Raw genomic sequence first — 22,292 nt, forward strand, 5'->3', positions numbered from 1 at the left:
GAGAAAATGTCTGGACTTTCAAACACCGTCTGAAGTATTTTTAGAGCAATTGTTGCACTTCAAATGTGAATCCACCTTCCCGCCTGCGCGGGAATGACAGGAAATTTTGCAAGTCAGGAGTCAAAATTCCGCCGTTGGCGGGGAAAGCGATCTTGCCTATTTTCCTTATGATAAACAAATCCGTAATCCCCAATTTTGACGCACATGTAGCCATAATGATATTCTATCTCCTCTATAATACCCCCCGGATGGATTTACCATCAAAGTGGTAGCGTTTTTGAAATGTGATATGGTTCAAGAAACCCGGAGCAGAACCTCCGGGCCACGAGGGGCCGCTGACAGACTTTGTTTGGAATTGGGGTGGCCGCGCCAAACTTGTTTGGGGCGGGGTCACAAAATAGGGAAACTGGATCTTTCAATTTTAATTGGCCCGTTATCAGCACCAATCCAGTCTTTTGCACTCGACCATTTCCATGCTAACGGTGTATTTACCAAGCCTTTTCTTACAGGATTGTTATGCATATAATCAATTGTTTTTGCCAATGCATCGTGAGAAAATATGTTACGATCATATCCGCCGCCATCCTGCCAGAATCTATAAGGAACATTTTTTTTGACCTGTCACCATTAACTGCAATCCAATGGGATAATATCTTTTTAAATAATTTACCATTTTTCTTGATACTGGTTGCTTGATTGAAGTCAGTATCCTGGCTATTGAATATTTCTTCGTATTGGGATAAATAAGTAAATGAACATGATTTGGCATGAACACATAGGCCCATAGGTCAAAAGAATGTTTCTCTCTGGCTTTTATGATCGAGAATACTAAATTTTGGCACGCTCTTTCACTCAAGAGAAAAGGTCGGTTTTTAAAACATGTGAAAGTTAATTCATGGGCATGTCCGACAAAATTGAATTCTTTTCTTTTTCCCATATATAGAAGATTTCAAAGAACATCCCCAAGCAAGCTTGGGAATGCCACCCTTTCTTCCTGACTTTTGCTTTATAAATGATAATTATCTCCGCTGTCAATCAGTGTCAGTGAAAGACAAGTTATGGATTAAAAGGATAAAATTATGCCCCACTTGATAATTTCCCTTCTTTATATTATAATTAAACATTACAAATAACCTCTCAATTGTATAAAGATATATGAAACATGCGGTTATAATCTTATTGGCAATTCTGGTGTTAATCGCCGCCAATGCCTTTGCCCAGGAAGTCGAGTCTCTCGAGCATGCGTGGTCCATCTCGGCCACATCCGGGAAGCCGGTCCTGATGGAGTTTGTCCACACCGACTGAGAATTCTGCCAGCAGGCCGCCCGTGAGGCGGAAACGGAAGACATCATCATCGAGGCGCTCAAGGCGGTGGTGCATGTGCCGCTCAATGTCACGACCGATGAAGGGAAGAAGCTCAAGGATGAATACCAGGTCGGCACGACCTACCCGGTCTATATCCTGACCGATCAGAAGGGCGATATCATCACCCGCTGGACCGGCTATACCGGCGGCGGCAAGGCCCTTGTCAATACCCTGCAATCAAAACTGCGCGATCTGACCACGGTCAGCGCGCGAGAGAATCGTTTCAAGACGGCGCCGACTTTCGATGACGCCGTCATCCTGGCCCGATATTACACCGACATTTATGAAAATCTCAAGGCGCTCGAATATTTTCGCCAGGCCGAGGAATTGAAAACCATCAAGGCTTATGATTTCAGCTATGATATATTCCGTAATTTCGCCAATGCCGCCTGGCTCGATCAGATACCATTCGATTCGGTTCTCCCAGCCGCCGATAACGCCCTTATCAATCCCGCCAAAAACCTGAGCAACACGGTCAAAGTGGGGCAGATGATGGCGCGCCTGGCCCGCAAGCTGGGCAAAAATGTCCGGATTGCCAAGTATCTTCAGACCGGTATCGACGCCACCGCCGGAAGCGCGCAATACAAGGAACTGCATGAGCTTCTGAAGGCAGACTATGCTTTGCAGGTCGAGAATGACACCACCAAAGCGATCTCCATCAAAAAAGCCACTATGGGTGCGGACTGGATGAATGAGCGCGACAAGTATTACGAGTTTTCCAAGTGGTGCCTGGAGCGGGAAATCGATCTGGAAGAAGCCGAGCTTTATGCCCGTCGCGCGGTCGATATGGTTTATCCGGGAAAATACCGCGCCAAAGTGCTCAACACGGTGGCCGAGATTTGCTATGCCCGTGGCGATAAAGTCGAAGCGGTCAGGATGATCAAACTGGCCATCGACGAGGAGCCGGGAAACGAATTTTATCAGACACAGCTGGATAAATTCAGTTCGGATAATTAGTACATCAGCTAACGAAACTTCAAAGTCTGCAAAAGATCGTAAAGAGCCTGATGCTGATCTTCAGATGTATATGAAATGATTATGCACAGGGCGTAACTCTTTATGATTGCCGCAAAATATTCCTGCGAGATCGATTTGTCCTGATAAGTCATAACCACGCCCATATTGTCGAAATCGAGACCGCCGAAATTCATTGACCTAAAATTCCCATCAAAACTGACCTCTATATCGCTCATGTTCAGGATTTCGACGACACTGGCAAGATAATCCTTTCCGGACAGGACGCCCGAAATCGGATCTATTTTCTCCGCCACGATGGCAACATTTGGATTAAAGGCGACTTCGGCGCCCATCGGATGCCGGGTAGCCAGCAGCAGATTGACGGTGGATAAATCGCCCAGGTCAAGCGCCGCCTGCATATTTTTGTCATCACCCGAGAGCAGTTTTTTGCCCCTCTCACGCATCATCTGGATGGTCTGGTTTTCCTGAATCTGCCAATCCTTCGACAGATCAAGGGCAAAACCGAAATATTTGTTGCTGTAAATGGAATTTTCGACTGTCCCGATATCGATCTTTTCCGGAGCCTTTTTGCTGCAGGCCGGCGATAATATCAGGAATAAACCTGTCAGACATATTATAAAGTTTTTCATCCGCACACCTCGATGTTGACTTAATTTTATAAGACTCAATACTAATCATTTCGGGTGATAAGTCAACTTCAAAAAATCATATTCCTTGACAAAGATGGTATAGGCTGTATATTTATATAAATACTGCTAACGGTCCGAAACATTATTATCAATCTCTAAATGGAGGGACGAGCCATGAGAGTCTCTGGCAAGTCTTTGTGCGTCTTTTTTGGGTCGATTACCGGTCTGCTATTGCTGGTCATCCTGATCGCCCTGGCATCGGCACCGTTAGCGGCGCAAACCTGCCAACTGAAGGTGGAAGGGGAAGATTCTTACGCATTATCGGGACAGAATAATGCCATTATTGATGTCTATTTGGTAAATCAAGTGGACACTGTGGCCGGTTTTGAGTTATGGCTGGTTCTTAATCGGCCCGATATCATGGAATTTGTCCGCGATACCGTTCTAAAGGCCGATATGTTATATTGGCGGTGTCTGGAATGGGATGGCCTGCTATGTGTCGATTCCAATGATATTACCGATTCAGTTTTATTATTCGGGGTCGATTATGACTGGCTGACCGCCGATACCCATTATGTCCAGGTCGGAGTTGTTGACACCACCGGGACCCTGATCTCCGGGTGGAACTATGTGGCAGCCAGATCGTTTTCTCCGGGTGGGTATGATTTAAAAATAACCGCTATGGCCCATGATTTTACTCCTCCATATAATCCCGGGATTTTGCCGCAAGATGGAAGCGTCCCCCTGATAAAGCTTCTGGTCAATGTCTATGACCTTCCGGAAGAGATTCAGGATCGCACTGTCGACATATTAATTCAAAGAGATAATCTTGACAACTTCTCATTTTCGGATATGCATGGGTTCAGCATCGGCGTTGTCACAGATACTGTGTCTATAGAGAGATGCTTCACCTGCGGACCCGGAATCGATCCTCCCTGTGATTTTATGTGGCAGGTTCCCTGCGAAAGTCCCGAGGTCGATTCGGTCTGGTGTTGCGATACGATTCTAACCGGGCGCCTCGATACCAGCTATGTTTGTATCGTAAATGGTTCTCTCACGTCCGTCACGACGTTCGTTTGCGGCGATGTTGACGGCGGCGGAACGGTGAATATTCTGGATGTCACGCGGCTGATAAGCTACCTTTACAAGGAAGGGGCGGGGCCGGATGATTTCCGGGCCGCCGATGTCAACGGAAGCTGCTCCACGAATATTCTCGACGTCACAGCCTTGATATCCTATTTATATAAGCTAGGTTTTCCGATGGCCTGTCCGTATTTCTGGCCCTGCCTGTAATTCAGATCTTTCCCCAAAAAATCTACGGCCCGGCGGTATTTCCACCGGGCCGAATTATTTTAATATCGAGAGAAATAATAGAAGAGAATTAATGATTTATTTTCACGTTCTCTTTCGGCACCCAGCCGCTGCGGCCATTCTGCCCAAGGCACCAGTACCAGCCGACTTCTTCATTTATAATTATTAATTCGTCGTCCGGATTAACCGTCAATTCGGTGGCATCATAATCATAAATAACAATTGCCTCGGCGCCGTTCATCCGGACATAGCTCTCCGGAACCCAGCCGCTTATATCACTTTTATCGGTACACCAGACCCAGCCGGGCCATTCGCTTTCTTTTTCACCGGTTCGGATTCTATCGTCTTTTTTCAACTTTAACGGATTCGGATAGGCCGATCTATACGGCTTGATTACCCGGCCTATCTCGAATTGCGATCTGGCCGATTTATCCCTCCCGCCTTTGATACCTCGACGAATCAGCCAGTATCCCAGCAGGATCAAGCCCATGCCGAAAAACAAAATGACCGTGGAACCGATCAAATATCCGACATGATAAATGAACCCCTCTTGCTCGACCTCGATCACCTTATCGAGAGCAAGATTAAAAATATTCTCGCCGGCGGATATGGCCAGAAGCAAACCTATAAGTATGACAATCAGTCCGACTATTATAAAAACTATTTTCTTCAGCATGCTTAAATCATTCGAATAAAACAGGAATCAAAATTCATCCTAATTCAACCTTTTCAAATGTCATCACTTTTCCCGGTTCAAATATCGTCAGATCGAGTTTTGTAACGGTCCCGCCGATTTGAAAGTTTCGCTCATTGAATTCATCGGTCACCTTTTTGCATACGCCGGCTTCCTTTGATTGGGCCATCGTTATATGAGGTATATACGGAATTTCCAGTATTAATTCATCGGCTAATATTCCGGTGTAGAGTCGGTCATGAAGCTTGACGATATGACTGAAGCCTTCATCCGGGACCAGGAAGGCAAACCATTTATCTCCGCGGGTGAATTTGTTGACGAGGGCGCATCGTATGAGAATCGAGAAGGGTCGAAAATCGCTGCAAACCCGCCGACAGTGATCGACAAATTGCTGACGGTCGATAGCGGCCGTGGGAAAAATAAGTGTAAAATGCGGCCCGATCATCGGGTAGTTTTCATCATATTTTTTCCGGATAGACTGAATAAAATCATGGTCCTTTTCTCTCAGTTCCGGATAGCAAACCGCGATTAATTCCATTTAATTAATGCCGCAATTAAAAGATTACTCCAGAGGGTGCAGCGAGATGCTTACCTCGCCCTTGGTTACTTTAATTAAGATTTCATCCCCTTTGGGAGAAAAGGTCCTTTTTTCGTAACCATATTCTTTTTTCATGACAAAAGTGCGATAACTTTCGGGGCCGATTAAATCACCGGCCAATTCTTTGCCGTTCATGAGAAAAGTCAATATACAGCTTGACTCCCCCTTGGAGATATTGACCATTCGAACATCAATCTTTTTCCCTGGAACGATCTTCTTGCGCAATACATTCCCGGCCGAAACGGTTTCACCCTCCGGCATTTCGAACTGAGTCACCTTCACATGGGCCGCGCCTTCACGGGTGCGGATAATGATTTCGTCCGCCTCAAGCGGGCTCTCTTCGAAAACCAGACTGCCGGTTCGCCCCTGCGTCAAATTAAGTGTTCGGGCCTCGGGATCGATGGTCGGCATGTTGTCTCTGACAGGCACGACCGTCAGCGCCGTGTAACCGTCATTGATTCCCTGCCCGAAGACATTTACGGCCTTGCCGGGTTCGACTTTAACCCGCACCATCTCACCCTGGGTAAGTTCCATTTCGAACGGTGGCGCCTGGATTTGCGCCGTTTCGATCTGGTCCACCCAGGTGGGGATCTCGATCGCCTGGTCATTGGGCCCCTTCATCTTTTTGTAATCGGCGGGGATTTCGAACAGGGCCGGGTCTATTTTTTCGCGTTTTATTTTCTTCAGTTCGAGGGTCAGGCTGTTGGCCGTATGGTTGATGATTTTCAGCGGAAAATTAAGTTCCGGTGAGATCCAGTATGATAAAAGCTCCTGGTCGCTCTTTTTCAGCAGGTATCCGTCACACCGGAAGCCGCTGATCATATCCGGTTCCAGATCGGTTTTCTCGGCGATTGTCATGGTGAATTTCAGGCCCTGAAAGGGGTCATTGGTCAGGCTGATCGGGTCGGTGGTGGAGACTTCCAGATATTCTTTTCGCGAAGGCACCAGCGCCCGCGTGATACCGCTGCGCTCGTCCACAATAACCACAATCTTTTCCTCTCCTTGTTCCTGCTCCATTCGATACAGCGAATCGGCGACGTATATTTTTGTAATGACCGTCTGTTCATTATCGCTGACCTCCATATCGGCCGAAAATTCCCCCTCCGGCGTCTTACTGCAGGCAAGGATAACAAGAAAAAGCAATACTACACCAAAAGCTTTTTTTATAAACATTTCTTCCTCAATATGGTAATCGTTAAAATTTCCCCCAAATTTGCGCCGACCGGGGCCTAAAGTCAATTCAAAAAGTTTTATATTTTTCAATAAAATGGTTCCCGGCTTCGAATAATTTCCGGCCAGATTGGTATATCACATAGAATAAGACCGAAACCGGTCAACAGAAATAGAGAACACTCCTTTCACGAAGTCCGGAAGAACCGGCAGTGGCGGCGCTATATTCCTGTTCTCCCCACTGCCGGAATTATTTTTAAACATGTTCATGTTTGACCGCCGTTCGCGCATCTGAACCTTTGACAATTCCCCCTGCTTGATGTATATTCTCCGGTAAAATGACGAATAATTATATGGCATACTTCCTGACGCCGCGCATCAGGTTGGGGGATCTGTTCCTGACCGTTTTGATGGGCGCTTTTTTACTTATGTCGGGCTGCTCCAAAAACAGCTCCGGGCCGGATAACAACCCGCCACTTATAGACTCAATAGTCACTTACCCGACATCCGTTCACCCCGGTTCCGATGTTGTCCTGACCGCCTATGTGACCGATCCGGAAGGGGACAGCATAAGCGTGAAATGGTCCACCTATCCTAAGGCGGGGCGTTTTTCCGATACCCTGGCGTCCCTTTGTACGCTGACCGTAACCCCGGTTCTTGAGGGCGGCATGTCTTTGAAAGTGATGCTGAATGTTTCCGACGGCCATGCGGATAGAGATACCGGCATCTGGATACCTTTAATCGAAGGGGAGACCGTTTCGGGACATGCCTATTATGCCGGGACTCGAATCCCCGTTCCCGGCGCCCTCGTTTCGGTCGGGCGGCTGGTCGATACGGCCAGTTTCAGTGGAGCTTATGAAATAAGACATCTTTCACCCGGCCCGTTTACCATTGAGCTGTCCAAAGATGGGTGTACCGATTATTCGGAACAACTGACCATTGATACCGGTTTGATTCATGATGTCTTGCTGGAATGTGACGGACTCACCAATACCGTAACCGGCACGATCACCGCCTATAATGATCTCGGCCTCGAAAATGTTAAAGTCACCATCCTCAATGATGAAGGGACACCGACCGGGTTGGTCGATGTGACCGATTTGTCGGGCGGTTTTACCATCGATAATGTCCCGCCGGGAAACCGGCTGATTGCCGTTGAAGATGTCGGCAATCCGGTCTATCAGGTCCTTTCGGATACTTTTATTGTCAAAATTGTGAACGATACCGCCATTGTGCTTCAGGGTCAGATCAAAAATGTTCTTTTTATTTCACAGGGCGTGACCAATCCCGATGACTGGATCCTTGAGGATCTTGCTTTCTGGAAAAGCTGGCTTATGAATTCGGAAAATCAGTGTTATTATTATAATTCGTGCGAGATTAACGGATTCGGACTGATGACCATGGCCGACACGGTGCTGGTTCCGGCCGATGCCGAGAATGTGACATGGTTTATTAATGTCACCCTGAATGACGCCACCCTCGTCATCGGGTACATCGTCGATGGCGTTTCTATCTATACCGAAAATGTTTCATCGCAGACCGGCGATTTGCTTATATCGAAAAAGATAAATATTCCGAATGTCGATATCGCCGGGCATGAGCTGGCTGTTGAGCTATACGTCTGGAGCAATCAAGTCCAAGACTGCGCCTCGGCCTGCCTGCGCCGCTTCGAATTGTCATATTATAAATAACAATTCGTTTAAATAAAAAACTCCCGCAGTCACGCGGGAGTCTTTAAAATTCTATACTTGATTCAATTACATATCGACGGCATCGACGTCGGTTTCAGGCTTCGTGGCCCGCTCGACGGTTTCGGTTATTTCCTCAGGACGTCTTTCTTTGAGCTTTTCCTTGTATTTTTTAAGCTGGCTCTTGACCTTATCTATGGCCATTTCAATCGATGCATACATATCGTCGGAATCAGCCTTGCCGGTAATTACTTCTTTATATACCCTGGCCTTGACTTCCGCCGTCTGGCGGTATTTTTCAACATCCAGAATAACTTCCGAATAAATAATATTTTCAAAGTACCTTGTAAGCCCGGCGACCTCCTTTTCGACATGCTCTTTCAACTCCGGAGTCAAGTCAAAATGCCTTGCGGTGATTTCGATATTCATTTCTCTACTCCTTTCTATTGGTCCAAGATTCTGACCGGGTGGCCTTCTTTGAAATAATGTTCTGATTCGATAATTCTCCGGGTTCCGGAGCGTTGCCTGAGCACCAGGGAGTAGGTCGTCGCCCCGTCTTTGCGAAAGAGGACCCCTTTTAGCAGGTCGCCGTTGGTGACGCCGGTGGCCGCAAACATGATATCATCACCCTGGGCCAGTTCGTTTAATGTGAAAATTTTGTCGATGTCCTTAATGCCCATTTTGCGGGCACGATCGCGCTCTTCCTGGTTGCGAGGGACAAGCCGCCCCTGCATGGCGCCCCCGATACATCTTAAGGCCGCGGCGGCCAGGACACCTTCCGGCGCGCCGCCGATACCAATCAGCATATTTACACCCGTTTCCGGCATGGCGGCCGCAATAGCCGAGGAGACATCGCCGTCCGATATCAGGTTGATTCGGGCGCCTGTTTTTCTCACTCGTTCAATAAGATTTTCATGGCGTTCGCGATCAAGAATCACCACGGTCATGTCGGGGATTTTATAACCAAGACATTCCGCAACCCGCCCGATATTTTCCTCCGGCGAGAGATTCAGATCGATCGCTTCGGCCGCCTCCGGGCCGGCTGCTATTTTTTCCATATATGTGTCGGGTGCATGAAGAAGTTTACCTTTGGGCGCAATGGCAATTACCGCCAGGGCATTGGGCCGCCCAAAAGCAACCGAATTGGTACATTCGAGGGGATCGACGGCAATATCGACTTCCGGTGAATCATCATTGCCGACATGCTCACCGATATAAAGCATCGGGGCCTCATCGCGTTCCCCTTCGCCGATAACTACTGTTCCTTTAAATGAGATACCTTCCAGACATTCCCGCATAGCACTGACCGCAGCCTGATCAGCCCCCTTGCCATTGCCGCGCCCGACCCACTCGGCACTGGCCAGAGCCGCCGCCTCCGTAACCCTAACGATTTCTAAAGCGAGATTCCGATCCATTGAATAAACAGCCTCCTATGTTATACGAATCCATCTCCGCGCCGATGGGCGGCGGGCAAAAATATAAATGAGAATTTATATTCAAATGCTCAAGCCTTTCGCTTGCGAAATCGAGCCGGCAGTATTTTTGACTCTTCACGATATTTCGTAACCGTCCGCCGGGCCAGTTTAATTCCCTCCTCCTGGAGTTTCTGGAATATTTCCTGGTCGGACAGCGGTTTTTCGGGATCTTCAGCCCTGATTATCTCTTCAATCTTGTTTTTGACATGCCGTTTTGACATCTCATTGCCGTCTTCATTGGCAATACCGGAATTGAAAAAATATTTTATTTCATAAACACCCTGCGGCGTCTGGACATATTTCCCGTTGGACACGCGGCTGATCGTGGCCACGTTCATCTCGACCTTGCGGGCGATATCCTCCATAATCAGCGGTTTCAGGAAGGCCGGACCCTTTTCGAAAAAGTCACTCTGCTCTTCGACAATCGCCTCCATGACCCGAATCATGGTGGATCGACGCTGATTGATGGAATTAAGCAGCCAGCGAGCCTGTTCCAGTTTTTCCCGGACATATTTTTTGGTGTCTTTTGAGGTTTTATTGCCGGCTTTAAGCAATTGCCGGTATCCCGGGCTGATTCTCAGATGGGGGGTATGGCGATCATTATGATACACAACATATTCATCACCGATTTTATCCACAATCAGGTCGGGAATAATCGGTATGGCCGATGATTCAAAACCGCCGTGAGCCGGAAAAGGAGATAATGTCTTAATCAGGTCCATTGCCTGCTGGACCTTTTCGAAAGGAAGGCCCATTGATCGGGAAATCTGCAGAATCGATTTTTTGTCAAGTTCGTTAACATGCTGATCCACTACACGATAGGCAATGGAGTCTTTGTAACCTTTATCCTCGAGCTGTATCAAAAGCGACTCTCTAAGATTACGGGATCCGACGCCGGTCGGATCGAAACGCTGAATCATCTTCAGAATTCTGTCAATCTTTTCGACCGGGATCTCCAATTCTTCCGACATTTCTTCGGGCGAAACCACCAGATACCCTTTGGGCGAAATATTGCCAAGAATATATTCACCAATCAATTGCTCTTCTTCATCAAGTTTGAGATAGGAAAGTTGCTCGGTCAAATGATCATAAAGGGTTTTTTCGGTGATGGGAACTCTTTCGTAAGGCTCTTCTTCAGCCGAAACAAGGTTTTTGACTTTGTATTCATCGAACTCGTTGACACTCCAGCTCTCCCAATCGATCTTGTCCAACTGGGGATCGATTTTGTCTTCGCCTTCCTTGAGATTAATTTCATCAGGAGTTTCAACCTGATCCTGGGAAAGCTCCGGCTCCGTTTCCTCGAGCATCGGATTTACGGAAAGCTCGTGTCTTAAGGTCTGTTCAAGCTTCAGGATAGGCATCTGAAGCATTTTGAGCGACTGGATAAGCTGGGGAGCCAGCGTTTGTTTAAGTCTTAATTGTAATCCGAGTTTCATGTGCAAGCCATTGTTTTAATAGAGTTTATCCTTTTACGCTACCTGTCGTCATTCATATTCATATTATCGGTTCATTATTCTGTCATATTTAGAATTGGCTTGTGTCCAAAGTCATCTCTCTATCTATTTTACAAAGATTGTTCAGAATTTACATTTAATTTAGCCTAAATTTTTCTCCCAAATAGATTTTTCGGGCTTCCGGGTCCTCCGCCAGGAATTGCGAGGTTCCCGCCTTCAAAATCTTCCCGTCACACATTATATACGCACGATCGCAGATTGACAAAGTCTCCCTGACATTATGGTCGGTAATAAGAACCCCCAGCCCCTGTTCCGTCAGTCTCGATATTATCTTCTGTATATCTTCTACGGCAATCGGGTCAATTCCAGCAAAGGGTTCATCAAGCAGGATGAATTGCGGTTCGGTTACCAGCACCCGGGTAATTTCAACCCGGCGCCGCTCACCACCCGACAGCGAATATGCTTTCCGCTTTCTAAGGTGTTTAATGTCAAGATGTTCGAGCAACAGCTCCAGCCGCCGGGCGCGTTCTTTTCGGGATATCCCGTGCATTTGCAATATGGCCTTGATATTTTGCTCCACCGTGAGTTTTCTAAAGACCGAAGTTTCCTGGGCAAGATAGCCGATACCCATCCGGGCCCGTTTATACATAGGGAAATTGGTAATATCCTTATCGCCGATATTAACATGGCCCCCGTTGGGGCGAATAAAGCCGATTATCATATAAAAGGTGGTGGTCTTGCCGGCGCCGTTGGGTCCAAGTAAACCGACCACTTCGCCGGGGTTTACCTCGACCGAAACACCATTGACGACAGCCCGCCCCTTGTATTTTTTTATCAGATTTGTCGAACTCAATTTGTTCATAGGCATATATAATATATATGTTGAAACAGCCTCAAAACAACCAAATTTTTAAGACTCGCATAATATTTGCTTAAGGAATAGGAAATTTGTATTTTGGGAAACGATAATTTTCGAAACTAATAGAGGAAGAGGTTATGAAGAAGATTGCTGCTATTATTGTAATGTCAATGCTGGCGTTGTTGATGATTTCCTGCACCGAATCCGGCAAGGCTGGAAAATCACAATTTGAAAAAGGCCTGAAGGCTCTGCAGGCGGGCGAAACGGCCCGCGCCCTGGAAATTTTTCAGAAAGCGGCGAACGACAATCCTGATGCGTCGTACGGACGGCTCGGCCTGGCCGTTTATTTTGAAAAGGAAGGATTTCATTACGAAGCGCTTGACGCCTGCAGTTATATTATCAGAAAGGACCCCGAATTCGCTCCGGCTCTTCTGCTCAGCGCCCGGCTATGCATGAAAATTGATCGTCCCGAATTGACATTTTTCTTCGCCTCGCTTTACCGTGACGCCGGTGGTGACATCGACAGCGCCGCTGTAATGGAAGCCGACGCCATGATTGCGGCCGGCAAGATTGATGAAGCTTCGAAGGGACTGGATGAAGCTTTGTCCGAACTGCCCGGAAATCCCCGGCTGCTTATTGCCAGAGCCCGCTGCGATATTCATTCCGGCCTTATTGATGATGGCCTGACCAGATGCCGGGAAGCCCTGAACGCAGGAAACCTTTCGTCGGGGATCTATCGCGCCGCCGGCGATTTTTTCAGGGAACTGGGGTTGTTTGATTCGGCCATGGTCTATTATGAAAAGGGAATCGAATTGCCCGGCAATGATTATTATTATAAGGCCGGGATCGCCGCGGCCTGTATCGATATGAATTACCTGCATCGCGCCGACCAGCTGATGGCTCCGTATCTGGCAAATTTCCCGGCTTCGAATGTTTACTGGGATCTGAGAAGCAAGTACTATCAAAAGCAGAAGAAATATATCAAGTCCGATGAAAGCTATGGAATGATCGTTCCCAATCATTCCAAATCCCCAAGCGTTTTGAGCAGATTCTCGTGGACACGAATGAGAATCGGTGATGATTTTGCCTCGGAGCGATATTTCGAAACGGCGGTGACGCTGGCTCAGATCGATACTCTCGCGAACATTGCCGATGTGGCTCTGCGGATGGAGTTCGCTGATTTGCTTTTTGCCCTGGGACAGTTTCGAAATGCCGACCCGGTCGTGACTTCTCTGGTCGATTCTCTTCCCAACGATTTCAGGGCCATATATAATAGTTGTTTCCTGGCCATGATGTCCAATGATCGTGCTCGGGTGCACAATTTACTTCAGGTAATCCGGCCGACCATCAAGAATAATCCGGCTTTCAAGATTCGCCTTGCGGAAATTTATACCCGCCTTGATTCCCTAAATATCGCGCGTAATCTGCTGATGGATGCGGTCGGCTCCGATAAGTTGAACACCAACGCCATTCTGGCCCTGATCAAAACAGCCAAAAAACAGGATAACCTGCCCGAGGCCGTGGCCATTATAAACAGTTTTGATGAATATGCCTCATATGATCCCCGCATCGCCGAAGAAAAATTGGCCCTGTATGATTCCCTGGGCGAATACGATTCCGGATTGCAGTACACCGAACAACTAATCAAGGTTGCCCGCAAGGATCTTAACCGATATTACCGGGCCGCCGAATTCGCCTTGAAACTCGGCGACAGGAAAAAGGTGGAAGAAATATACCAGATGAGCCTCGATAATAGCCCCGATAATCCGGCCGCCTTCACCTTTGTCGGCAAATATTACCTTTCCCGCAAGGATTTCGATAAAGCATCATCCAATATGGAAAAGGCCCTGTCGCTCGATTCCCTCTGGATCGATGCCCTTGTTCTGAAAGGCGATCTCGCCGCCGCACGGGGAGAGACCGACAACGCCATCGCCATTTATCAAAAAGTCGTCGATATGGATCAGTACGCTTCCGATGCCGTCGGCGGACTGGCCCTGCAGGAGCTTCTTCGCGGAGATAATCCCCTGATTGCGATTAATCGGGCCATGAAAGCTATCTCGTATGACGGCGGCAACGCCTGGCACCGCAATACTCTCGGTCGAGCCTACTTCGCGCAAAATAAATATAAGCTCGCTTTCAACAGCTTTAAAGTGGCGCTGGAACTCGACCCCGAGAATCCCCTGATAAATTATTACGCCGGTCTCAACATGGTAAAGATGGACACCATGAAATTCGAAGCCAAATTGCACCTTCAGAAAGCCATCAAAGACGGAATCCCGAAGGACCTTGAAAATGAGGCCAAAAAAGCCCTCAAAGGACTGTAAGATTCTCAAATAAAAAAACGCGCGGGGAGTGTCTAATTCCCCGCCCGTTTTATTTTCTGCAAAGTTAAATCAACCTTTACCCGCCGAACCGAACAGCATCATTTTTTCCTTAATGATTTCCTTAACAGTGTCGCGCGCGGGGCCGAGAACTTTTCTCGGGTCGATATTTTTCTTATTGGTCGCCAGCAGTTCCCTGACCGTTCCCAGCCAGCCGAGGCGAAGATCGGTGTCGATATTTATCTTGTTTATACCGAGCTTGATCGCTTCCTTGTATGCCTCGTCGGGAACACCTTTGGCGCCGGGCAGTTCCGCGCCGTATTTCTGAGCCTTTTCGACCAGGGCCGGGCTGACACCGCTAGCGCCGTGCAGAACCAGGGGGATACCGGTTTTCTTCTTGATCTCTTCGATCCGCTCAAAAGCCAGTTTGGCTTCGGCTTTGAACTTATAAGCGCCGTGACTAGTCCCGACCGCCACCGCCAGAGCATCGCACATCGTTCTCTCGACAAACTCCATAGCCTGTTTCGGATCGGTCAGAAAAGCGTCGCGTTCATCGACGTTGATGCCGTCTTCGATACCGCCCAGCCGTCCCAGTTCCGCTTCGACCGCGATGTTTTTGGGATGCGCCATTTTTACGACTTCTTTGGTGATGCGGATATTCTCTTCGAAATCTTCATGTGAAGCGTCAATCATTACGGATGTAAAACCGGCATTGATACACTTTTCGGCATCCTCGATATTCTCGCCGTGATCAAGGTGCAGCGCAATCGGAACCGACACCAGCCTGGCGCCGGTTTTTACAAGGTCAATCAGATAATCATACCCGCCGTATTTCAGCGCCGACGTGGATGCGGCCAGAATTGCGGGCGATTTCAACTCCTGGGCGGCTTCCATAACCGCCTGGACAAATTCCATATTATTGACATTAAACTGCCCGATGGCATATCTCTGCTTATTGGCAGGCTTATACATCTCTATTAGTGATATCAGCGGCATATTAAAAACTCCTTTCCGCTTTCATAATTTATCGGGGAAATTAAACATTTTATCACAATAATCAAGACCATTTTAACAAGATATACGCCCTCCGCCCCTCTTTCATTGATTCACAACGAATTATAACCTGTCCTAATTGGTAATACCTGAACCGGCCGTTATTTTTCCTGGACTTCGCCCGTCATCGGAACAAACCGAACCGGAATGATATTCGTCTTAATGATCTTGTCTTCATCTTTGGTAATCAGCATCAGTTCCTGACTGTAGTCGCCGACCGGAATAACCATCCGTCCGCCGACCTTAAGCTGGTCGATTAGCGGCTGAGGAATTTTGGGCGCCGCCGCCGTAACAATAATGCCGTCAAACGGGGCCGCTTCAGGCCAGCCCAGATAGCCGTCACCGGCACGAATATTGACCGAAGTGTAGCCGAGTGAATCAAGAAGTGAGTCGGCGTGCCGGGCCAATTTGGAGATGATCTCAATACTGTAAACCGAATCCGAAATTTCCGCCAGCACCGCCGCCTGGTATCCGGAACCGGTCCCTATTTCCAGGACCTTCGATGTTGAGTCGATTCGGAGCAGTTCGGTCATGATGGCCACTATAAACGGCTGGGAGATGGTCTGCCCCTGGCCGATCGACAGCGGCCCGTCATGATACGCCTGGGAGCGATAATCTTCCGGCACGAACAGGTGCCGGGGGACCTTTCGCATCGCCTCCAGAACATCTTTGTCGGTAATGTCGCGGCGAATGATCTGCTGATCCACCATTTGCTGCCGAAGCCGCGCGTATTGCGATTCGTTGCCGCCGGATTCAGACTGTCCGGAACATGAAAATAGTATCATCATAGTAATCAAATAAATCTGAATTATGCTTATGGTTTGATTCTTGAACATCTCTGCAAAATATACTGCGCCAGTTGACCATTTAGTAGCCTAAAAATGCATTTCATTTATTTTTTTGAGCCAGAGCCTGACCAAACCGTCTATTTTTGCGTCAAGATTGTCCGGGATCACTTTGGTTCTCATGACACTTTCATATATTTCAAGTGCCCTTTTGGTCTCATCAACCGTCAGGATTTCATCTTTTTCCGCTTTCCATTTGTCCCGGTATTCGATGGTCAGCCTTATAAGATGACCGAATGTTGCAAAGGCTTCGGAATCGAGATACCCCGCCTCCTGAAGCATCATCCCCAGAAATCTTCTTAAATCGTCCTGACTCATGATTTGGTTTTTTTTGTTGCGCCTTTATAACCATTATATTAAATAAAATTTGATGGATCAATTATTAAATATTCTGGATAAAATCGACAACGCCGTCTGGGGACTCCCTCTTATTCTCATTCTGGTCGGCACCGGCGTCTTATTGACCGTCCGCAATTATCTGGTTCAGATACGCGGCTTCAAGCACGGCATCGAGCTGATTTCCGGTAAATATGACAAGCCCGAATATAAGGGAGAGATCTCGCACTTCCAGGCGCTCTCGGCGGCGCTTTCGGCGACGATCGGGACCGGAAATATCGCGGGGGTGGCGACCGCTATCGCGGTCGGGGGGCCGGGTGCCCTTTTCTGGATGTGGGTAACGGCCGCCTTCGGAATGGCCGTAAAATTTACGTCATGTACGCTGGCGGTCATGTATCGCCGGATAGACCCTGACGGATATGTCCGCGGCGGCCCCATGTATTTTATTGAACTGGGCATGGGGACGAACTGGCGCTTTCTGGCCTATATGTTTGCCGGTTTTACCGCGGTGGCCGCGCTCGGTATCGGCAATATGGTTCAGGCGAATTCGGTGGCCGACGGACTCGTGAACCTGATCGGATACAAAGGCACCGCGACCGGGCAGTTGTTCCGGCTCGGCGTCGGTGTCGTCATTGCGGCCGCAGTCGGCATGGTCATTGTCGGCGGTATCAAGCGAATCGGCAAAGTGGCCAGCCGCCTGGTGCCGTTTATGGTTATTGTCTATATCGGGTCGGCGCTGATCGTTCTGGTCATGTCATATGAGATGATATTGCCGGCTCTCAAACTGATCATTACCGAAGCCTTCACACCGACCTCGGAGATCGGCGGGTTCGCCGGATCAACCGTTTGGCTGACCATGCAGCAGGGATTCCGGCGCGGTGTCTTCTCCAACGAATCCGGCCTGGGTTCGGCCCCGATGGCTCATGCCGCCGCCAAAGTGAATGAACCGGTGAGGGAGGGACTGGTGGCGATGCTTGGGCCGTTCATCGATACGCTCGTTATCTGCACCATGACCGGCCTGGTGATTGTCGTTTCGGGACAGTGGATGAGCGGCCTTGATGGAACCCCCCTGACGGCGGAATCGTTCGAGATCCTGCTACCGTCATGGGGAAAATCGATGGTCTCACTGGGGCTGATCCTGTTTGCTTTTTCGACAATTATAAGCTGGTCGTATTATGGAGAGAAGGGAATCGAATACATTCTGGGCCGCAAGTCGGCCCTTCCGTATAAATGGGTTTATCTGATTTTTCTCCCGATCGGGGCGTCGCTTCAGTTGAAAATTGTCTGGACCTTTGCCGACATTGCCAACGGTCTGATGGCCCTGCCCAACCTGATCGCTCTGGTCGCTCTCTCCGGTGTTGTTGCCGCCGCCACCAAAAAATATTTCCGTGAACTGCGGGCCGGCAAGCAACGCGATTAACTTATTCCGGAAGCGTACAAAAAAAAACGGCGGCCTCTTGGCCGCCGCTATTTCATGGCTTATTTCTTTTTCTTCGAGTGAAGATGACAGAACTTCGCCGGTGGGGCAACCATCCGCTTGCACACCTTGCCGTCCTTGGTTTTGCCGGCGCAGCGAACTTTCTTTACGACTTTCTTAGCAGCTTTCTTCGCAACTTTCTTCTTGGCGACCTTTTTCACTGCTTTCTTCTTAGCTGTTGCCATTGGCAGCCTCCTCCGATTGAGTGGATCATGATGCTGTATTGCATCATGGATATGTTATGGGTTAGGTAACATTAACATATATGTATGAAACGATTATATACATGTCAATAAAAAAATAATGTTAAAATGAAATAAAATTGAAAATAAAGAAGAGGATGGGGGCAACCCATCCTCTTTTAATTTGATGATCGTCATCTCAGCAGATCGGCGCCGCGCCCCCTTTATAGAGATAATTGATAAGATAAGTGACATCGAGTATATTAATGCTGCCGCTGCCGTTGGCATCGGCAGCTATAGTCGGATCAGGAGCCGGCCCTCCTTTATAGAGGTAACCGATCAGAAATGTTGCATCCAGGATGTTGATATTGCCGTCGCCGTTGGCATCTCCGCAGACAAAATCGCAGATATCGCCTACATTATTTTGATTGGCGTCGGCCTGATCCGGATTATAATCCAGGGGGCAATTGTCGCAGACGTCACCGACGCCATCCGCATCACCATCCACCTGATCCTGATTGTCCGCCTCGGGACAGTTATCGCAGGCATCGCCCAGTTCATCGCTGTCGTTATTGGCCTGAGACAGATTCGGCATATCCGGGCAGTTATCGCAGATATCGCCCACATTGTCATGATCGGAATCGAACTGCTGTAGATTCCCGACGGCAGGGCAGTTGTCACAGGCGTTGCCGATGCCGTCACCGTCATCGTCGGCCTGGCTCGTGTTGGCGACCACGGGGCAATTGTCGATATCGCCGCAGACTCCGTCATTATCCCAGTCATTGTAAGGGTCATTCGGGCAATTGTCGCAGGCATCGCCCAGCCCGTCGGCATCGGAATCGACCTGGTCAGGATTATAAGTACCGGGACAATTATCCGGGCGGCAGGTGTTGGTTGTCTGTTCGGGATCGCCGAAACCATCGCCGTCACCATCGATACAAACATCGCAGATATCGAGGATATAATTTCCGTCAACGTCATCGGCCGAACCGGAACGGACCGCAATACCCGTCGGTGTCGGCAGATCGGCATCACCCCGGATAATCTTGCGGACACTGACCCCGGCCGGATAGGTGTATTCCATAATACCGACCGACTCATAGGTCTGGATCACGGCAATATTGCCGTTTCCCATAACAGCCAGTCCATAGACATTGAGCGGCGAGTCTTCGTCATTGAAGACACCCAGAAACGCCCCGGTCGTACCATCATATTTCAATACCTGGCTGGTCGAATAGCTGGCCACAAGCAAATGACCGTCGGGGGCGAAAATTATGTCTTTCGGCGAGGACAAGCCGCCGCTTCCCTGACCAACAAAATCACTCATATATGATCCATCGGTCCCCGAAAATTTCAACACCTTGTTATTGTTGCTGGCGACATACAAATTATCGTCAGAGCCGAATGCCAACCCGTATGGCTTCAATAATGTGCCCGACCCGGGTGTCACGAACGTATCGATAAACGCCCCGGTGCCGCCGTCATACCGAAGAATGCAGTCGTTGGTCCAGCTCCCAACATATAGATTATTATCCGGTCCGAAGACGAGAGACATGGGCAGATCCAGACCGCCGCTTCCCGCCGTGACAAAGGTGCTCACACCGCCCGAATCGACATCAAGTCGGACAATACGGCTGTCGGCGCCGCTGGCGGCGTACAACCGGTTGTCCGGCCCGAAAACGCAGTCTGTCGGGAAAGCCAGGTTTCCCTGCCCCAGTTTGCGGATCGGCATCCCGCTTTTCTGGTGAAATTCACGGACATATCCGACGGCATCGGCCACGAAATAGTTAAACTCGCGGTCCAGATCGAGCCAGTCGGTGATACCGTTGCCGTCACAATCCTGGCAGATATCAGGAATATTGTTGTTGTCGAAGTCCTCTTTGGTCCCGTTCTTTATCTCCTTAAAATCGGCAATGCTGTTATTGTCGCAGTCGGGATCGCAGTTGTCCGGGACGCAGTTGCCGTTAACATCATTATATTCATACATCCATGTTTCATATTCATCGGGATAAATATCCCCGTCGCAGTTGAGCTGGCACTCGTCCGGGATGCCGTTGTAATCCCGGTCCGGCATGCCCCCGGAGATATCGATATTATCGAGAATTCCGTTATTATTGCAATCCTCGCATTCATCGGGGATGCCGTCGCCGTTGATATCGAGACTGGCACCGACGGCGATATCATAACCGTCATCATAACCGTTATTATTGCAGTCGAACCAGTGGCAGCCGCCCCAGTTAATCATGTCCTCGATAATGTATTGGATTTGCCGATGAAACCGCAGTTCGATATTGCTCTGGCCGCCCAGGGTCGTGTGACAGTAACTCATGATGGTCCCGCGGGAACGATAACCCTCGGCACAACTGTCAATCGGAATATAGAACCATTCGCGGTCGTGAGTGTGCGGCGAGCCGAAATTGTGCCCCATTTCATGCGCCACCACGTTGACATCCCAGTTGTAGGCGCTTGACATTTCCACCGGCAGGGGAAAGGAGCCGTTGATATAACCGCCGATCGAATAGGCCCAGCCCCAGCAGGTTCCCGACCGATACCCGACTCCACCGTAATCCATGTTCCTCTGCCCGCTGAGCATGTGAATTATGTGATATGGGCCCGGATCTTCATGAGTCATCCAGTAATCCCTGAAACCGGCCAGATCGTTGGGATCGAAGGGCTCTCCGCCGGCCGGCCACAGCCGTAAAAATGACAGCATCAGCTTGATATGACAATCACGCAGATAGATATTACTGATGGCGCCCAATAATTGTACCGCATAGTTCTGCGCCGCCGTGACGTCCGAAAAAAGATTAACAAACGCCTCATCGCAGTCGAAAGCCACATCGCAGACATAAGGCCCGGCAATCGTATCGGTGAAAAACTTCACATCCTTGAGCGATGGAACCTCGATTCCCTCGGGAATCAATTCGCGACAGAATTCTTCAATCTCATCCGGATAGCCGAATGATTCCGCCTTGTGAATGACGATCCCGGTGCCGTCTATTTTGCCGATCTCGCCGGGAGCCTGCGACATATAGTAACATTCCCCCGATTCGGTTTGTATATATCCGTTGCCGGAATTCTGGACGGTGAAGGCCAGGTAAACGCTGGAATGAGGCTGGCCGGAAATTTTGCCGCGAAACATGACCACCTCCGGTTTGGCCATCGGCTGACCGTTGCCGGAAAGAAACTTGGCATTAGGTCCGACAATATTCATTTTCTCCAGTTCAAGAGTCAGTTGTTCCCGGGGCGAAACGGGAAATTCGAGCAGCCGGGAATCCGGGCCGGTCTGAAGTGACGAAAATGCCAGCGGATCAAGTCTTACACTCAGCGCTCCTTCGGGCATAGCTCGGTTTTGTATTTCGAACGGCTTGATAAATGTTGCTTCGGTGCCTGTTGATGATTGGGTCATTGCCACGAGTATTACCAATGACAATGATATTAAGAATCCGTATCTTTTTAATGTTCTTGAGATGTTTCGAACGCTGAACATTGAATTTCCTCCCACTTTTGTATTCGATGTTGCCTTTTTATTGAGACGTTTTATAGATGTCTGCTTGTTTACTGCAAATACTCATTTTATCCTTCGGCAGGAAATCAAAAATTATTCTGTCTGTAATCTAATGAAACAAAACGGCATTAATCTGCTGTAAGTTACAATGTTAATATAATAAAAACGGGTTTTTATACAACCACTTTTTGACATTAACTCCAATTTCGGCAATGTATTACAAAGTTTGTCCGGACCGCCTGATATCCGTTCAGGCAAACCATCATCAGGTAAGATAATTGCCCCATATCTATTCAACCGGTTGCCGAATTCGGGCCGATTGCTTATATTGTAAATTCATTTTGAATTA

Annotated in this window: 20 protein-coding genes and 1 pseudogene; 5 read left to right on the top strand and 16 right to left on the bottom strand. The window is 48.6% G+C overall.

Annotation, left to right across the window (positions count from 1 at the left end; translation table 11 throughout):
- Positions 1-595 precede the first annotated feature (595 nt).
- Together CVT49_13190 and CVT49_13195 are read right to left on the bottom strand one after the other, a co-directional pair.
- Complete coding sequence (locus CVT49_13190) at positions 596-937, bottom strand: hypothetical protein (GenBank protein ID PKK82504.1); 342 nt, start codon at positions 935-937, stop codon at positions 596-598.
- Positions 938-1,194: 257 nt separating this feature from the next.
- Positions 1,195-1,380 carry a hypothetical protein gene (locus CVT49_13195; protein ID PKK82505.1) on the bottom strand — a complete coding sequence of 62 codons (186 nt, stop codon included), beginning with the start codon at positions 1,378-1,380 and terminating at the stop codon, positions 1,195-1,197.
- Between CVT49_13195 and CVT49_13200 the strand changes: the two genes are divergently transcribed.
- Complete coding sequence (locus CVT49_13200; GenBank protein ID PKK82506.1) at positions 1,381-2,322, top strand: hypothetical protein; 942 nt, start codon at positions 1,381-1,383, stop codon at positions 2,320-2,322.
- Positions 2,323-2,330: 8 nt separating this feature from the next.
- Here the strand turns inward: CVT49_13200 and CVT49_13205 are convergent, their stop codons facing one another.
- A complete protein-coding gene (locus tag CVT49_13205) occupies positions 2,331-2,972 on the bottom strand; it encodes a hypothetical protein (protein ID PKK82507.1) in 642 nt (213 codons plus the stop codon).
- Between the two features lie 174 nt (positions 2,973-3,146).
- Here CVT49_13205 and CVT49_13210 point away from each other — a divergent pair, with 174 nt between their 5' ends.
- Positions 3,147-4,265, top strand: coding sequence for a hypothetical protein (locus tag CVT49_13210; GenBank protein PKK82508.1), 1,119 nt, complete (start codon positions 3,147-3,149; stop codon positions 4,263-4,265).
- 88 nt (positions 4,266-4,353) lie between these two features.
- Here the strand turns inward: CVT49_13210 and CVT49_13215 are convergent, their stop codons facing one another.
- The 4 genes from CVT49_13215 to CVT49_13230 are packed head-to-tail and all read right to left on the bottom strand — an operon-like array spanning position 4,354 to position 7,105.
- Positions 4,354-4,959 carry a hypothetical protein gene (locus tag CVT49_13215; GenBank protein ID PKK82509.1) on the bottom strand — a complete coding sequence of 202 codons (606 nt, stop codon included), beginning with the start codon at positions 4,957-4,959 and terminating at the stop codon, positions 4,354-4,356.
- A gap of 34 nt (positions 4,960-4,993) precedes the next feature.
- Complete coding sequence (locus tag CVT49_13220) at positions 4,994-5,515, bottom strand: hypothetical protein (GenBank protein PKK82510.1); 522 nt, start codon at positions 5,513-5,515, stop codon at positions 4,994-4,996.
- A 24-nt stretch (positions 5,516-5,539) separates the two neighbouring features.
- Positions 5,540-6,838 (bottom strand): hypothetical protein, encoded by a 1,299-nt coding sequence (locus tag CVT49_13225; GenBank protein PKK82511.1) that lies wholly within the window; start codon positions 6,836-6,838, stop codon positions 5,540-5,542.
- 45 nt (positions 6,839-6,883) lie between these two features.
- A complete protein-coding gene (locus CVT49_13230) occupies positions 6,884-7,105 on the bottom strand; it encodes a hypothetical protein (GenBank protein PKK82512.1) in 222 nt (73 codons plus the stop codon).
- Here CVT49_13230 and CVT49_13235 point away from each other — a divergent pair.
- Positions 7,084-8,436 (top strand): hypothetical protein, encoded by a 1,353-nt coding sequence (locus CVT49_13235; protein PKK82513.1) that lies wholly within the window; start codon positions 7,084-7,086, stop codon positions 8,434-8,436. The genes CVT49_13230 and CVT49_13235 overlap by 22 nt on opposite strands.
- Before the next feature lie 66 nt (positions 8,437-8,502).
- Here the strand turns inward: CVT49_13235 and raiA are convergent, their stop codons facing one another.
- The 4 genes from raiA to lptB form a co-directional block, all read right to left on the bottom strand.
- Positions 8,503-8,862, bottom strand: coding sequence for a ribosomal subunit interface protein (raiA, locus tag CVT49_13240; GenBank protein ID PKK82514.1), 360 nt, complete (start codon positions 8,860-8,862; stop codon positions 8,503-8,505).
- A gap of 14 nt (positions 8,863-8,876) precedes the next feature.
- Entirely contained in the window at positions 8,877-9,848 is a 972-nt protein-coding gene (gene glpX / locus CVT49_13245) for a fructose-bisphosphatase class II (protein ID PKK82515.1), read from the bottom strand.
- Positions 9,849-9,937: 89 nt separating this feature from the next.
- Positions 9,938-11,344, bottom strand: coding sequence for an RNA polymerase sigma-54 factor (rpoN, locus tag CVT49_13250; protein ID PKK82516.1), 1,407 nt, complete (start codon positions 11,342-11,344; stop codon positions 9,938-9,940).
- Between the two features lie 154 nt (positions 11,345-11,498).
- Positions 11,499-12,224, bottom strand: coding sequence for an LPS export ABC transporter ATP-binding protein (gene lptB / locus CVT49_13255; GenBank protein PKK82517.1), 726 nt, complete (start codon positions 12,222-12,224; stop codon positions 11,499-11,501).
- Between the two features lie 134 nt (positions 12,225-12,358).
- On the opposite strand from lptB, the gene CVT49_13260 reads away from it, so the two are divergent.
- A complete protein-coding gene (locus CVT49_13260) occupies positions 12,359-14,545 on the top strand; it encodes a hypothetical protein (protein ID PKK82518.1) in 2,187 nt (728 codons plus the stop codon).
- 69 nt (positions 14,546-14,614) lie between these two features.
- Here the strand turns inward: CVT49_13260 and fba are convergent, their stop codons facing one another.
- From fba to CVT49_13275, 3 genes are all read right to left on the bottom strand, one after another.
- Positions 14,615-15,538: a fructose-1,6-bisphosphate aldolase, class II gene (gene fba, locus CVT49_13265; protein ID PKK82519.1), complete on the bottom strand. Its 924-nt coding sequence runs from the start codon at positions 15,536-15,538 to the stop codon at positions 14,615-14,617.
- A 158-nt stretch (positions 15,539-15,696) separates the two neighbouring features.
- The gene (locus CVT49_13270; protein ID PKK82533.1) at positions 15,697-16,383 is read right to left on the bottom strand and encodes a protein-L-isoaspartate O-methyltransferase; all 687 of its coding nucleotides are present in this window, start codon (positions 16,381-16,383) and stop codon (positions 15,697-15,699) included.
- An 87-nt stretch (positions 16,384-16,470) separates the two neighbouring features.
- The gene (locus CVT49_13275) at positions 16,471-16,725 is read right to left on the bottom strand and encodes a hypothetical protein (GenBank protein ID PKK82520.1); all 255 of its coding nucleotides are present in this window, start codon (positions 16,723-16,725) and stop codon (positions 16,471-16,473) included.
- 85 nt (positions 16,726-16,810) lie between these two features.
- Here CVT49_13275 and CVT49_13280 point away from each other — a divergent pair, with 85 nt between their 5' ends.
- Positions 16,811-18,196 carry a sodium:alanine symporter family protein gene (locus CVT49_13280; protein PKK82521.1) on the top strand — a complete coding sequence of 462 codons (1,386 nt, stop codon included), beginning with the start codon at positions 16,811-16,813 and terminating at the stop codon, positions 18,194-18,196.
- Positions 18,197-18,354: 158 nt separating this feature from the next.
- Here CVT49_13280 and CVT49_13285 read toward each other — a convergent pair.
- A pseudogene (locus CVT49_13285) lies at positions 18,355-18,438 on the bottom strand (50S ribosomal protein L21).
- A gap of 196 nt (positions 18,439-18,634) precedes the next feature.
- Positions 18,635-21,925, bottom strand: coding sequence for a hypothetical protein (locus CVT49_13290; GenBank protein PKK82522.1), 3,291 nt, complete (start codon positions 21,923-21,925; stop codon positions 18,635-18,637).
- Positions 21,926-22,292 lie beyond the last annotated feature (367 nt).

The sequence above is a fragment of the candidate division Zixibacteria bacterium HGW-Zixibacteria-1 genome, from assembly GCA_002838945.1.
In the GTDB taxonomy this organism is placed as follows: Bacteria; Zixibacteria; MSB-5A5; order GN15; family PGXB01; genus PGXB01.

Excerpts from the sequence above, each read along its gene's own strand:
- CVT49_13195 (PKK82505.1), bottom strand. The coding sequence starts at position 1,380 with ATGCACCACCGCCTTGAGCGCCTCGATGATGATGTCTTCCGTTTCCGC.
- CVT49_13270 (PKK82533.1), bottom strand. The coding sequence starts at position 16,383 with ATGATGATACTATTTTCATGTTCCGGACAGTCTGAATCCGGCGGCAAC.
- CVT49_13230 (PKK82512.1), bottom strand. The coding sequence starts at position 7,105 with ATGCCATATAATTATTCGTCATTTTACCGGAGAATATACATCAAGCAG.
- glpX (PKK82515.1), bottom strand. The coding sequence starts at position 9,848 with ATGGATCGGAATCTCGCTTTAGAAATCGTTAGGGTTACGGAGGCGGCG.
- CVT49_13260 (PKK82518.1), top strand. The coding sequence starts at position 12,359 with ATGAAGAAGATTGCTGCTATTATTGTAATGTCAATGCTGGCGTTGTTG.
- CVT49_13235 (PKK82513.1), top strand. The coding sequence starts at position 7,084 with ATGACGAATAATTATATGGCATACTTCCTGACGCCGCGCATCAGGTTG.
- CVT49_13205 (PKK82507.1), bottom strand. The coding sequence starts at position 2,972 with ATGAAAAACTTTATAATATGTCTGACAGGTTTATTCCTGATATTATCG.
- CVT49_13215 (PKK82509.1), bottom strand. The coding sequence starts at position 4,959 with ATGCTGAAGAAAATAGTTTTTATAATAGTCGGACTGATTGTCATACTT.
- CVT49_13190 (PKK82504.1), bottom strand. The coding sequence starts at position 937 with ATGGGAAAAAGAAAAGAATTCAATTTTGTCGGACATGCCCATGAATTA.
- rpoN (PKK82516.1), bottom strand. The coding sequence starts at position 11,344 with ATGAAACTCGGATTACAATTAAGACTTAAACAAACGCTGGCTCCCCAG.
- CVT49_13275 (PKK82520.1), bottom strand. The coding sequence starts at position 16,725 with ATGATGCTTCAGGAGGCGGGGTATCTCGATTCCGAAGCCTTTGCAACA.
- raiA (PKK82514.1), bottom strand. The coding sequence starts at position 8,862 with ATGAATATCGAAATCACCGCAAGGCATTTTGACTTGACTCCGGAGTTG.
- CVT49_13210 (PKK82508.1), top strand. The coding sequence starts at position 3,147 with ATGAGAGTCTCTGGCAAGTCTTTGTGCGTCTTTTTTGGGTCGATTACC.
- CVT49_13290 (PKK82522.1), bottom strand. The coding sequence starts at position 21,925 with ATGTTCAGCGTTCGAAACATCTCAAGAACATTAAAAAGATACGGATTC.
- fba (PKK82519.1), bottom strand. The coding sequence starts at position 15,538 with ATGCCGCTGATATCACTAATAGAGATGTATAAGCCTGCCAATAAGCAG.
- CVT49_13220 (PKK82510.1), bottom strand. The coding sequence starts at position 5,515 with ATGGAATTAATCGCGGTTTGCTATCCGGAACTGAGAGAAAAGGACCAT.
- CVT49_13280 (PKK82521.1), top strand. The coding sequence starts at position 16,811 with ATGGATCAATTATTAAATATTCTGGATAAAATCGACAACGCCGTCTGG.
- lptB (PKK82517.1), bottom strand. The coding sequence starts at position 12,224 with ATGAACAAATTGAGTTCGACAAATCTGATAAAAAAATACAAGGGGCGG.